Here is a 12905-nt window from a genome sequence, read left to right as displayed (position 1 = left end):
CCTAGGAGGGGCTATGAGCTGGAGTAGGACGTCGTGGAAAGATTATAAAATTTTACAGCAGCCGATTTATCAGGATGAAAGTGCGGTGCAGGCCGCTAAAGATCGCCTTTACAAGCTGCCGCCGTTAATTTTCGCGGGCGAGGTTCGCAACCTAAAGGCCGAGCTTGCGCGCGCCAGCGAGGGCAAGTCGTTTTTGCTTCAAGGCGGCGATTGCGCGGAGAGCTTTAATGATTTTAGCGCAAATAATATCCGCGATATGTTTAAGGTAATGCTTCAAATGGCGATTATTCTTACCTTCGCGGCGGGCTGCCCCGTCGTCAAGGTAGGTCGCATCGCAGGGCAGTTCGCAAAGCCGCGCAGCAGCGACTTTGAGGAGGCGGGCGGCGTGAGTCTGCCTAGCTACCGCGGCGACATAATCAACGGCTTTGAGTTTAGCGAAGCGGCGCGCAAGCCAGATCCTGCCCGCATGATCGAGGCGTATCATCAAAGCGCTTCGACGCTGAATTTGCTGCGCGCCTTTTCTCGCGGCGGTCTCGCGAACCTGCACGAGGTGCATAAGTGGAATTTGGGCTTTTTGAAAAAAGGTGAGCTGGAGGCTAAATTTAACGAGCTCAGCGATGAAATTTCGCGCACGCTAAAATTTATGGAGGCGTGCGGACTGAGCGCCGCAAATTCTCCGAGCCTTGCCGAGACGGTGCTTTACACCTCGCACGAGGCGCTGCTGCTGCACTACGAGGAGTGCCTGACGCGCATCGACAGTACCAGCGGCGATTGGTACGACTGCTCGGCGCACATGCTTTGGATCGGCGAGCGCACGCGCGGCGCGGACGATGCGCACGTGCATTTTTTAAGCGGTATCAAAAACCCTCTCGGCGTCAAGATCGGCCCAAGCGGCACTGCGGATGAAATTTTGCGCCTTTGCGACAAACTCAATCCGCAAAACGAAGCGGGCAGGCTAAACGTCATCATCCGCATGGGCGCGGATAAGATCGGCGCGCGGCTGCCGCAAATTTTGCGCGAGCTAAAGCGCGAGGGCAGGGCGATCCTGTACAGCATCGATCCGATGCACGGCAACACCGTCAAGACCGCCAACGGCTACAAAACGCGCGAGTTTTCTAAAATTTTAAGCGAAGTTCAGAGCTTTTTTGAGATCCACGCTGCGGAGGGCACGCACGCGGGCGGCATTCACCTTGAGATGACCGGTCAAAACGTCACCGAGTGCACGGGCGGCTCATTTAACGTGACGCAAGAGACGCTAAAGCAGCGCTACGAAACGCAGTGCGATCCGCGCCTAAACGCAGATCAGGCGCTAGAGCTTGCGTTTTTGCTCGCCGATAATCTAAAAAAGGCGGAGTAGTCCGCCTTTCGTTGCGCGGGAATTCGGTCGCGGCTTGGAATTTTAGTCGTAGTTTTAGGCGTTTTGACGTAAGCCGGCGCTATGAGTGCACTTTGCGTTTTAAATTTAATCGTATCTTGGCGCGGGCGATTAAAATTTACGCGGCTCTAAATATGGGGCGGCTTTGGATGCAGTCTTAAGGCGGCTAAAATATAGACGATTGGAAATTTATACCTCGCGCGAAAACGTAAGCCGCATAAGCCCGCCGCCCAAATACGAGCAATTGAAAATTTTGCGGCGTCGCGCCGCGATAAAATTTCTTTTTGCAGAGACTTGCAAACTTCTTGGCGGCTAAATTTAGCCCTGTGAGCTCGCGGCTTAAAATTTAAATCCGCCCTGCATGAAATTTTAAAATTTACGCCGCCGTGAAATTTTAAAAATTTAGCGCTAAATTTGCAGCCCGCGGAATTTCATCTTTAAATTTCTTCGTGTAAATTTTAATCGCTCGCTTCTGTGTATGCCGCCTATCTATGTCGCTCAAGCTAGCGCCAGACTGAGCGGTAAATGTAGCTACGCAAGCTCGCCTTCGTTTTTTCGTACATAGCAAAAGAGAACGCCGCGCTATCTGCGGTATTCGACATAAGTACGGCATAAAAGCTCTTGCTTGAGATGGGTGCGACGAACAGATGCCGCCGCAGCGATGTATGTTCGGTCGGCCCATGAACTTTCGCTTAATCCTTGATGATACGTGCGTCGGACGAAAGCGGCTTTGCGTCTACTTTAAATTTTAGAGCGCGATTTCGCAGCAAATTTTAAACCGAAAATCTATCTTTCTGCTTCTAAAATTCAGGTTGAAATTCTACCTTTTGAGTTGCACCGTCGCGTATCGTGACGCTATAAAATTCCGTGCCTCAAATTTAAATCAAAATTCTGCGGCGCAATGAAATTTCGAAATTCTGCCGTGCAAAATTTACGCAAGGTTTTTGCTTGCGCGATTGCGCGATAAAATTCCTAGGACGCGCAACCCGGGCGAGATTTTAAAATTTAAAAATCCCGCACTCAAGAAAAAAGCGATAAAATTTTAGGCTCGTTTTTTGGATTTTTTTAACACCAGTGCGACTACGGCGATTGCGACGTTTGCGTCGTGCGTGATGCTAAGGCTTGCGGATTTGATATGAAATTTTTTACGGATTTTTTTACGGATTTTTAAATGCGGCGCGCCCAGGGCGTCTTTGTAAATTTTAGCGTCTTTAAAGCCGAATTCCGCGCCGATGCCGGTACCTAGCGCCTTGCTAAGCGCCTCTTTGGCGGCATAGATGCCCGCGATACTTTCGTCGCGCAGTGCTGAGGAGCGCTCGGATTTTTTCAAAATGCGCTTTATAAATTTCACGCCGTATTTTGCGCGCAGCGCCGAGATCCTGCGCACCGCGGTTATGTCCGTGCCGATCTTTATCACGGACGAACGCCCCGCGGTTTAAATTTAATCACGATTGTAGGCTCTCTTTAATCTCGATATCGATGATCTTATCGCCCTGTCTGATCGCGTCTAAAACCGCTAGGCTGGGCTGATCCACGATTTCTCCGAACACCGTGTGCACGCCGTCTAGGTGCGGCTGCGCGCTGTGGCAGACGAAAAACTGACTACCGCCCGTATCACGCCCTGCGTGCGCCATCGATAGCGCGCCGCGCACGTGCTTGTGCTTTTGGCGGTCGCATTCGCACTTTATGCGCCAGCCGGGACCTCCTGTACCGGTGCCGCGTGGGCAGCCGCCTTGGATTACGAAATTTGGAATTACGCGGTGAAAATTTAACCCCTTGTAAAACCCGCTGCGCGCGAGGCTAGCGAAATTCGTAACCGCCTGCGGGGCTTCATCTGCGAAAAGCTCCAGCTTCATATCGCCCTTTTCGGTTTTTATCACGGCGTATTTATCGCGCGCCAAAGCCTCTGCGTCAATGTCGTAAATTTTTAAGCTTTCCATTTTTTTCTCCTATGCGATGTTGGTGTAAACTGCCTGCACGTCGTCATCATCCTCTAGCCGCTCTAGTAGCGCGTCTATGTCGCCAAGCTGATCCTCGCTAAATTCGTGCTTTTCGTTGGCGACGAATTTTAAGCTTGCGCTGATGATCTCAAGCCCTATCTTTTCGATACCTTCGTTTAGAGTGCCGAAGCTTTCGTATTCGCCGTAGATTAGTAGCGTCTTTTCGAGTTCGCCCTTGTCGTTTTCAAACTCGTTGATCTCAAGCTCGCTAAGACCGAAGTCGATGAGTTCAAGCTCCAGCTCCTCGATGTCGCGGCTCGGCAGCTTGGTCTCAAAAACAGCCTTGTGCGAAAACATAAATTTCAAACTGCCGCTCGGCAAAAACTCGCCCTTGGCTTTGTTTAAAATCGACTTTACGTTCGCGACGGTGCGGGTCGGATTGTCGGTGGCGCATTCGATTATGAGAAGTGCGCCGTGCGGCGCCTTGCCGTCGTAAAAGATCGTTTTGATATCGGCGCTATCCTTGCCGCTAGCGCGCTTGATAGCCGCGTCGATATTGTCTTTGGGCATATTTTGCGCCTTTGCCGTGGCGATCGCGGCGCGCAGCTTGGAGTTCATCAGCGGATCTTCGCCGCCCTCTTTCGCAGCCATCGTTATGGCCTTGCCCAGTTTTGGGAAAAGTTTGCTCATCTTCCCCCATCTAGCTTCTTTTGAAGCGCGTCTGTATTCAAAAGCTCGTCCCATAAAATTCCTTAAAGCTTAAATTTAAAACGGGTGATTATAACGAAAAACCCTTAAATTTCAGGAGCGGGCGTTGAAATAAAATTTATTAAAAAGTAGTATAAGTTTTGAAATTTTAATCCGAAGGAGAGACCCATGACTTTGAAACAAAGCGTAAAATTTAAGGCGCAAAATATCCACTGCGAAAACTGCGCGAGGACGATCAAAAACGCGCTTAAGGATGATTTCGGCGAGATCGAGGTGGACGTAGCAAGCGGAGTGGTGAGTTTAAGCTTAGATCCGCGCGACGAGGCTAAATTTAAAGAGGAGATGGACGATTTGGGCTTTAGCGTCGCAGAAAAGCTAGCCTGCGAAAACTAACAGATGCCAAGCAAAATCACTCTAAATATCGTCGGGATGAGCTGCGTAAACTGCTCCAATGCGATCGAGCGGGTAAGTCGCAAGATCGAGGGGGTGCAGGAGGCGCACGTAAATTTCGCAAACGGCAGCGGCGAGTTCGTACTTGCTGATCCGGCGCTTGAGGAAACGCTAAAAGCCAAGATCAAAAAGCTGGGCTACGACATCGCCGTGGATTACGAGGATTTGGAGCGCAAAAAGCGGCGCAACCTCAAAGCGGCGCTTTTTAGGCTTATTCTCGCTCTCATTTTAGCCGCGGCGGTAATGGCTGTGGAGATGAGCGGGTTTTTGAGCTTCGTTCCAAAGGCGCTACTTTGCGCGGTGATGGCGTGCGCGAGCCTATTTTACTGCGGCAAGAACTTCTTTTATCACGCTTACGGCTCGCTGAAAAACAGAAGCTTTGATATGAACGTGCTCGTGGCGATGGGAAGTTTTTTCGCGTTTGCCTATTCGCTAACGGCCGCGGCGTGGGTCTATACGCACGGCGCGCAGAATGAATTTACAAATCTTTATTTCTCGTCCGCCTCGATGATAATCGCCTTTATTTTGCTCGGCAAATACCTAGAAGAGCGCAGCAAGATGAAGGCGAACGACTACATCAAGGGGCTAATCGATCTAAGCCCCAAAACCGCGCTTTTGATCAAAGACGACGGCACGATAGCCGAAGTGCGCGCAGAATCGCTAAAGCCGGGCGATAAAGTGCTCGTAAAAAACGGCTCGCGCATCCCATGCGACGGGCTTATCGTCGAGGGCGGCGCGCAGATCGACACTTCGCTCGTCAGCGGCGAGAGCTTGGCGGTTTATAAAAGCGTGGGAGATGAGGTAAATGCAGGCTGCGTCAGCACCGACGGCGTCATCTACGTGAAGGTGACGAAATTTTCGCATCAGACGCTGCTTGCCGAGATTAAAAATCTGCTAAACGAGGCGGGCAACAAAAAGATGCCGATCGCGCGCTTTGCGGATAAAATTTCAAATATCTTCGTGCCCGCGGTGATTTTGATCGCGCTTGTTAGCTTTATAGCGTGGATGGCGCTTGACGGACGGCTCTCATATGCCGCATCCGCCGCTATCTGCGTGCTTATCATCTCCTGCCCGTGTGCGCTAGGTCTTGCGACGCCGATTGCGATCGTTTGCGCGATCTCAAACGCCGCAAAGGCTGGAATTTTAATCAAAAATCCCGAAATTTTAGAAATTTTAAAGGACGCGGACGTCGCGGTTTTCGATAAAACCGGCACGCTTAGCAAGGGCGAAATTTCGGTAAGCTTCAGCGATCTGAGCGCCCAGGATCTCTACGCTTTAGCAAGCGCGCAAAAGCTTAGCGAGCATCCGATCTCAAAGGCGATCGTAAAATTTGCCGAGCTGAAATTCGGCGAAATTTCTAAATTTAACGGCGAGTTCGAAAGCATCGCGGGCAAGGGGATCGTCGCTAAAAATCCAACCGGCGAAATTCTTTGCGGCAGCGCGGGCTTTCTGCGCGAGCGCGGCGTGGATGCGGGCGTCGAAGTAGAAGCGGAGGAGCTTTTAGACAAGGGTTTCGGCGTCGTTTACTGCGCGATAGGCGGCTCGTATGCGGGCTTCATCGCATTTAGTGACGAGATCAGGGCCGAAGCGCGGGACGTCGTGCAAGCGCTGCAAAAAAGCGGCGTAAAAACCGTCATGCTAACGGGCGATAACGCAAAAACGGCAAATTTCGTCGCTCGCAACCTTGGCATCGACGAGGTGAGAAGCGGAGTGCTTCCAAGCGGCAAATATGAGTTCATCAAATCCCTGACGGATGAGGGCAAGCGGGTGCTTTTCGTGGGCGACGGCGTCAATGACGCACCGAGCTTAAAAGCGGCTAGCATCGGCATCGCGATGAACGGCGGCAGCGACGTAGCCAAGGGTGCGGGCGACGCGATCTTTATAAAAAACGACCTTGCAAGCGTGCTATATCTATTTCGCCTATCGGGCGCTGCCATGCGGACGATCAAGCAAAACCTCTTCTGGGCGCTGTTTTACAACGCCGTGTGTATCCCGATCGCAGCAGGCGCGCTATATCCAGCGCTCGGCGTGCTTTTAAAGCCGATGTACGGCGCCGCGGCGATGTGCTTTAGCTCTGTAACGGTCGTGCTAAATTCCATCAGATTGAAATTCGCTAAATTTTAACGCGACGGAATTTACGCTAGGCGCGGAATTTTGCGCGGCGAAATTTTAATTTACTCCGCGCAAAACATGCAAAATTTTATTCCGCGGCTAATCGCGCGCGGAATTCCGCTAGATCTGTACAGCGCGAAATTTTATCTTACCGCTAGGGCGCGCGTAAATTTTAAAATTTTAGCCTGCCGATCGCTGTGCCCTCATATAGTGCCCTCCATTGCTGCGCCTATAACTACCATTATTTAACGCTGCTCGCCGCTGCGCCGTAAAATTTTAAAAATTCCGCAAAATTTTATAAGGCTGAAAGGAATTCCATAAAATTCCACCGCCCGCACTAAGTTTTAATAAATAAATTTAAAGGTAAAATAACGCTTCAAATGCAATTCGAGGTAGCGATGCGAAAAATTATAATGGGTTCGTTTGTTTTTTGCGGCACGCTTTTTGGCGCTTCTTGCGAGCAGATACTAAGCGATCCGTGCGGCTTTTTTAGTAAGGAGCCTGCGGACGAAGAGCTGCTGCAAAGCGATTTTGGCTGTAAAGGCTCACTAGCTGGCGCAGAATTTTTGCAAAATTTAAAAAGCGCGGCTTCTGAGATCAGGGACGAAAATATCGATTGTGTCGGTAACGAAGCCTTGCTGAACGAAAAAAGGCTTGAGCGAACCTTGGCATTTGCGGGGATGGATGGCGAGGGCTTTTTGAGCTATGCTAAAGAGAAAAACTACGCGCAAATTAGCGAAAAATCGCTTGAAGTCTTAGAATTTTACTCCGAGCGCAAGATTGGAAATTTCATCGCTTATGGTAATTTTATGGGCGAGATCTCAGCAGCCAGGGAGGCGCTAAAAGATTATTTCGCCGCCAAATTTAATAAAAACGACGCCGATGAGCTGGCAAGCGCCGTTATAGCGGAATTTATCGCATACGCTGCAAAGGATCGCAAGGCGGGAGATTACGGTGAGCTTGAGCTGGCGCTAAAAGGCGGAGTAGGCGCAGATGAGTTTCGTACGCTACTTTTTAGCAAGGATTTTGCGATTTACGAGCTTGATAATGCCCTGGATCTGGCGCTTTTGCTAGGATATGACGAGCGCTTTAGCGGCGCTTTGATCGAGCGAGGCGCGCAGGTGAATGCGGGCGAGGAAAACTCTCTATTTTACGCGATGAATAACGTTCAAAGCGCTAAATTTATGATCTCTAAAGGCGCCTTGGTTGGCTATAAAAACTCACTTGGGCAAACTCCGATATTTTTCGCCGCCGCGGCAAAAAATTATGAGCTCGTAAAGTTGCTAATTTACTCGCATGCTAGCGTAAATGTCCGCCAGATCGGCAGCGCCGAGGCCCAGGCTCTAGCATCGTTAGGCGAGCGTAGCGACGGCTGTGAGCGTTCGGGCGTGGGCAAGACACTGCTGATGTTTGCGGCGCAAAAAAGTACCAAGCAGATCGTTGAATTGCTCGTAAAATCGGGCGCAAACGAAAAGGCGATCGATGAGGCGGGGTTAAATGCGCTAGACTACGCGCTTGCGGGTGGTGAAGCGGCTACGCAGAGCTATTTGCGCTCTCTTGGATTGAGTCCTACGCAAGCAAGCGATGATTTTACGAGCGATCCGCAAGATGCACCTGAGCGTGAAAATTAGCGGGCTTGATTTAAAGGGTCGCTCGCCGCTTCGTCGTCGTTTTGGGTTTGCAAAAGCCTTATGAGCTTTAAATTTAGAGTTTTGCCGCTTTGTAAATTCTATAAATTTAGCGGATTTTTCGAGTGCGAGTTGGTAGAATTTAACGCTTTAAAATTTTATCGCTTTGCTTGCGCAGGTTGCATGCACTGAAATTTTATAAACGCGCAGACGAGCTTTAAAAATGGCGATTTGTGCAATTTATGCGCGATAAAATTTTTACTGATGGATTTTGGTCTGCGATCAAGAGCGGGATTTTGTCAAATTTTGCGCGAGAAATTTATCGCTTTTGCGACAAAGCAAGTGTTGCAGTATTGCGGAATTTTACCTTAGTTTGGGTCTTTTGCTATGTTAAGTAAAATTTTAAATTCGCTTATAAAACGTTTTTGATTACGCTGCGCGCGGTATTTTGCACCGGAGAGATTTTACTGCGCGACAAGTTACTTAAAAATGCGTTCGCAAAATTGCAAACGCAGCAAAATAGCAGAGCTTGCTGTGCGATTAAGGCGCTCAAAAATCGCCGTAAAAGAAAGCGCGTGAATACGAATAATTGCTGCAAGGCGCGCAGAATTTTAAAATTTAACCCCCGATCGGAGGTTAAATTTTAAAATTTTATCAATCATCAAGGATTAAAATGTTGAAAAATTTGCTTATCTTTACGGCGATTTTTTTGCCCGCGCTGGCGCTTGCGGACGTGGAGCCCGCCGTGCGAAACAGCGAGCTTTACGGCATGCTGACGCTGATCCCGCCGGTCGTGGCGATCGTGCTTGCTTTCATCACCAAAGACGTGATTTTGTCGCTGTTTTTGGGCGTGCTAAGCGGGACTTTTCTCGTCGGTATGGTAGATCACGGCATCGCTGCTTCGGCGCTTTTTGCCTTTACGAACCTGTGCTCGCGCGTAGTAAAATCGATGGCGGATACGTGGAATGCGGGTATTTTGCTTCAGGTTATGTGTATCGGCGGGCTCATCGCTTTGGTGACCAAAAGCGGCGGCACGAAGGCGCTTGCGCTCTGGCTTAGCAAGCACGCAGACACTCCGGTTTTGGGTCAAATTTACACCTGGCTGATGGGTATCGTGATATTTTTTGACGATTACGCAAACGCCCTAATCGTGGGCCCTATCATGCGGCCGCTTATGGATAAATTTAAAATTTCGCGCGCGAAATTCGCCTTCATCATCGACGCGACCGCCGCGCCGATCACCGGCATCGCGGTGATCTCCACCTGGGTCGGAGTCGAAATTTCGGCGATCAAAGAGGCCTACTCGCAGATCGGTATAGAAAATATAAACGCCTTCACCGTGTTTGTTGAGACGATCCCGTATAGATTTTATAATATTTTCATGATCTTTTTCGTAGTCGCCACGGCAGTGATGAGTAGGGAGTTTGGCTCGATGTATCGCGCAGAGATCGCATCTCGCGGCGGAAAGAGCGGAGCTGCGGATTTTAAGATCAAAAATTTAGAGGATCAAATTTTCGTACCCAAAGAGGGCGTCGTACTCCGCAAGATAAACGCGATAATCCCGCTAGGAGCGATGATCGTTCTTTCCGTCATCGGATTTTATTTTAATGGCTACAGCTCGCTGGAGGGCGAGACTTTGGAGGCGGTCAAGGCAGCCCCTCTTAGCTTTACCTCGATCCGCACCGCATTTAGCGCGGCGGACGCCTCGGTCGTGCTGTTTCAATCCGCGCTCTTTTCGTCGATCATCGCCGTCGTTTTGGGCATCGCGCAAAAAATTTACGGCGTCAAAGAGGCGATCGAGGTCTGGGTTGGCGGCTGGAAAAGTATGCTAAATACCGTCATAATCCTGCTTTTTGCGTGGTCGCTAAGCTCGGTTATCAAGGAGCTCGGCACTTCGCGCTACCTAGTCGAGCTTCTAAGCGACGCTACGCCGCATTTTGCTCTTGCGATCGTGATCTTTGTGCTTAGCTCGTTCATCTCCTTTTCAACGGGCACGAGCTTCGGCACCATGGGCATCGTCACCCCTCTGGCCGTACCGTTAGCGCACGCCGTGGGGCAAAAATATGGCCTTAGCGGCGAGGAATTTCACGTTTTTATGTGCGTAAACGTAAGCGCGGTGCTTACGGGGGCGATCTTCGGCGATCACTGCTCGCCGATTTCGGATACGACGATTCTTTCATCGATGGGCGCGGGCTGCGATCACATCGAGCACGTAAGCACGCAGATGACCTATGCTCTGGTAGTTTGCGGCATTAGTATCGTTTGCGGCTACTTGCCTGCGGGCTTTGGGCTTAGCGTGTGGGGATGTCTGATCTTGGGTATCGCGGCTATCATTCTTTTACTACGCGTGGTGGGTAAAAGAGTGGATGTATGAATTGCGAAAGCTTCGGTAGTTGCGGCAGCTGCACGCTCGGCGAGTCTTATGAGGATCAAATTTTATACAAAAAGCGTCTGATCGCCGATAAATTTAGAGAATTCTTTGGAGGCGAGTTTGAGTTTTTTGCCTCACAGCCGCAAAATTACCGCATCAGGGCGGAATTTGGCATCTGGCACGATATTTGGCATAGCGCATTTGATCTTGCCTACACGATGGGCGGCGCACGTAGCAAGAAAATTTTAATTAACGAATGCCCTAAAGTAGCGCTTCCTATCGCAAATTTAATGCCGCGGCTGCTAGAGGCGCTTAGGCGGAGCGAAGCTTTAAAAGAAAGGCTCTTCGGCGTCGAGTTTATCTCGTGCGCCAGCGGGATTTTGGCAACGCTGCTTTATCACAAGCGTCTGGGTGAGCGCGAGCAGGGGGCGATTTGCGAACTAGCGGACAAGCTTGGCATTAGGGTTATGGCGCGCGCACGCGGACAGAAGCTGCTAAGCGGAGAGCTAAGCCTCACGGACGAGCTTTGCGTGGACGGGCGAGTTTATAAATTTCGCTTCGGCGAAAACGCCTTCATCCAGCCAAACCGCGGCGTGAACGAAAAGATGATCGCCTGGGCGAGAAGCTGCGTGGACTTCGGCAAAGAGGGCATGGGCGAGGTGCGCGCTGCACAGAATTTCGCCGCAAAGAATTCCATAGCAGAGAATTCTGCCGAGCAAAATTCGAGCTGCGAGCAGTCTGCCCTGCAGAATTCTACGGATCGAAATTTCGCTTCTGAAAATTCCGCCGGATTGGGCGCTGCCAGCAGGAATTCTGTTGAAGCAAATTCCGCTTGCGCAGAATGTAGCGGCGAAAATTCCGTGAAATTTAACTGTGCCTCCGCATACGAAAGCTCTGCGGATAAAAATTCCACTCGTAAGGATTTTGGGGTGCAAAATTCCGCCGCGCAAAATTCGAGCTGCGAAAAACATTCCGTACGCCCAGAAAGCTCCGCTGCGCGCGATCTGCTGGAGCTGTACTGCGGGCATGGCAATTTCACTATCCCGCTTGCGGCTAAATTTAACCGCGTGCTGGCGAGCGAAATTTCAAAAAGCTCGATTGCGAATGCCCGCATAAACTGCGAGCTCAACGGCGTTTGCAATGCGCAATTCGTCCGCCTTAGCGCGGATGAGCTGATGAGCGCGTTTGCGCGCAGGCGCGAGTTTGAGCGGCTAAAGGGGATCGATATTTTCAGCTACGATTTTTCGCACGTCTTGATCGATCCGCCGCGCGCTGGGCTGGAGCCTAGCGTGATTGATTTCATAAAAAATTTTCAAAATTTGATCTACATCTCCTGTAATCCGCAGACGCTTTTTGAAAATTTACGCTCACTTTGCGCTACGCATGAGGTGCGCAGGTTTGCGATCTTCGATCAGTTCGCGCATACGGCGCATATCGAATGCGGCGTGCTGCTAAAGCGCAGGAGTTAGAGTGTGAGCCTAGAGCCGAAGCCGCGGATTTAGGTTTCGCGTGGGATAAAATTTCGCCTAAAATATGTATAATAACAAAATTTAAAATTACGAAAGGAAATAGATGGTTGATCTAAATAAAATCATCCAAGCAAAGCGCACGATAAACGATTTCGTCTATAAAACGCCCTTTGCTCTGGCGCCGAAGCTCAGCAAGCTTTACGGCGCGGAAGTGTATCTCAAAAGCGAGAACTTGCAGCGCACCGGCGCATATAAGATTCGCGGCGCTTATAATAAAATCGCGCATCTTACGGATGAGGAGCGGGCACATGGAGTAATAGCCGCAAGCGCGGGTAACCACGCCCAGGGCGTAGCGATGAGCGCGCAAAAATTCGGCGTGCGCGCCGTGATCGTAATGCCTGAGGCCACGCCGCTACTTAAGGTAAGCGGTACGAAGGCCCTGGGCGCGGAGATCATTTTGCAGGGCGATAATTTCGACGAGGCGTACGCGTTTGCGCTGGAATATGCCAAAGAGCACAATCTGACGTTCGTGCATCCCTTCAACGACGAGTTCGTCCAAGCGGGCCAAGGCACGATCGCACTTGAGATGATCGAAGAGGTCGCAGATCTTGAATACATCGTCGTTCCGGTTGGTGGCGGCGGGCTTGCTACGGGGGTTTGCAGCTGCGCCAAGCAGATCAACCCGGATATCAAAATCATCGCCGTAGCCGCCAAGGGTGCGCCCGCGATGCACGATAGCTTCATCGCGAAAAAGCCTCTAAATTCCAAATCGGTCCGCACCATCGCCGACGGCATCGCGGTGGAGGGCATGGAGTCCCTCGCCCCCGTCCTGGTGCCCCGCATGGTGCCGCT

At 50.7% G+C, this 12905-nt stretch carries 10 protein-coding genes; 7 read left to right on the top strand and 3 right to left on the bottom strand.

The features are described 5' to 3' along the window. The first annotated feature begins 13 nt into the window (after nt 1–13). On the top strand, nt 14–1357 hold the full coding sequence (locus Q0393_RS04150; protein ID WP_298978112.1) for a class II 3-deoxy-7-phosphoheptulonate synthase: 1344 nt from the start codon (nt 14–16) through the stop codon (nt 1355–1357). A 1060-nt stretch (nt 1358–2417) separates the two neighbouring features. Here the strand turns inward: Q0393_RS04150 and acpS are convergent. Genes acpS through Q0393_RS04135 form a run of 3 tightly spaced genes read right to left on the bottom strand, consistent with a single transcriptional unit; the run spans nt 2418 to nt 4059 of the window. After that, complete coding sequence (gene acpS, locus Q0393_RS04145; protein ID WP_298978110.1) at nt 2418–2792, bottom strand: holo-ACP synthase; 375 nt, start codon at nt 2790–2792, stop codon at nt 2418–2420. A 28-nt stretch (nt 2793–2820) separates the two neighbouring features. After that, entirely contained in the window at nt 2821–3315 is a 495-nt protein-coding gene (locus tag Q0393_RS04140; RefSeq protein WP_298978109.1) for a peptidylprolyl isomerase, read from the bottom strand. Nucleotides 3316–3324: 9 nt separating this feature from the next. Continuing rightward, complete coding sequence (locus Q0393_RS04135) at nt 3325–4059, bottom strand: YebC/PmpR family DNA-binding transcriptional regulator (RefSeq protein WP_297988357.1); 735 nt, start codon at nt 4057–4059, stop codon at nt 3325–3327. Nucleotides 4060–4191: 132 nt separating this feature from the next. Between Q0393_RS04135 and Q0393_RS04130 the strand changes: the two genes are divergently transcribed. From Q0393_RS04130 to Q0393_RS04105, 6 genes are all read left to right on the top strand, one after another. After that, nucleotides 4192–4416, top strand: a complete 225-nt coding sequence (locus Q0393_RS04130) for a heavy-metal-associated domain-containing protein (RefSeq protein ID WP_298978099.1) — start codon at nt 4192–4194, stop codon at nt 4414–4416. Nucleotides 4417–4419: 3 nt separating this feature from the next. Beyond that, the gene (locus Q0393_RS04125; RefSeq protein ID WP_298978097.1) at nt 4420–6597 is read left to right on the top strand and encodes a cation-translocating P-type ATPase; all 2178 of its coding nucleotides are present in this window, start codon (nt 4420–4422) and stop codon (nt 6595–6597) included. 386 nt (nt 6598–6983) lie between these two features. Then, entirely contained in the window at nt 6984–8216 is a 1233-nt protein-coding gene (locus tag Q0393_RS04120; protein ID WP_298978095.1) for an ankyrin repeat domain-containing protein, read from the top strand. A 670-nt stretch (nt 8217–8886) separates the two neighbouring features. Continuing rightward, nucleotides 8887–10587, top strand: a complete 1701-nt coding sequence (locus tag Q0393_RS04115; protein ID WP_298978093.1) for a Na+/H+ antiporter NhaC family protein — start codon at nt 8887–8889, stop codon at nt 10585–10587. After that, the gene (locus tag Q0393_RS04110; protein ID WP_298978091.1) at nt 10584–12053 is read left to right on the top strand and encodes a tRNA (uridine(54)-C5)-methyltransferase TrmA; all 1470 of its coding nucleotides are present in this window, start codon (nt 10584–10586) and stop codon (nt 12051–12053) included. Before Q0393_RS04115 ends, Q0393_RS04110 begins: the two co-directional genes overlap by 4 nt. Nucleotides 12054–12156: 103 nt before the next feature. Continuing rightward, nucleotides 12157–12905, top strand: a 749-nt coding sequence (locus tag Q0393_RS04105) for a threonine/serine dehydratase (protein ID WP_298978089.1), incomplete at its 3' end; no start/stop codon positions are given.

Origin of the sequence: uncultured Campylobacter sp., from assembly GCF_938015785.1 — a bacterium.
In the GTDB taxonomy this organism is placed as follows: domain Bacteria; phylum Campylobacterota; class Campylobacteria; order Campylobacterales; family Campylobacteraceae; genus Campylobacter_B.
This window is presented reverse-complemented; position numbering and strand designations above follow the sequence as displayed.

Coding starts and splice junctions, on each gene's coding strand:
- Q0393_RS04140 (WP_298978109.1), bottom strand. CDS start 3,315: ATGGAAAGCTTAAAAATTTACGACATTGACGCAGAGGCTTTGGCGCGC.
- Q0393_RS04150 (WP_298978112.1), top strand. CDS start 14: ATGAGCTGGAGTAGGACGTCGTGGAAAGATTATAAAATTTTACAGCAG.
- Q0393_RS04120 (WP_298978095.1), top strand. CDS start 6,984: ATGCGAAAAATTATAATGGGTTCGTTTGTTTTTTGCGGCACGCTTTTT.
- Q0393_RS04130 (WP_298978099.1), top strand. CDS start 4,192: ATGACTTTGAAACAAAGCGTAAAATTTAAGGCGCAAAATATCCACTGC.
- Q0393_RS04125 (WP_298978097.1), top strand. CDS start 4,420: ATGCCAAGCAAAATCACTCTAAATATCGTCGGGATGAGCTGCGTAAAC.
- Q0393_RS04115 (WP_298978093.1), top strand. CDS start 8,887: ATGTTGAAAAATTTGCTTATCTTTACGGCGATTTTTTTGCCCGCGCTG.
- Q0393_RS04135 (WP_297988357.1), bottom strand. CDS start 4,059: ATGGGACGAGCTTTTGAATACAGACGCGCTTCAAAAGAAGCTAGATGG.
- Q0393_RS04110 (WP_298978091.1), top strand. CDS start 10,584: ATGAATTGCGAAAGCTTCGGTAGTTGCGGCAGCTGCACGCTCGGCGAG.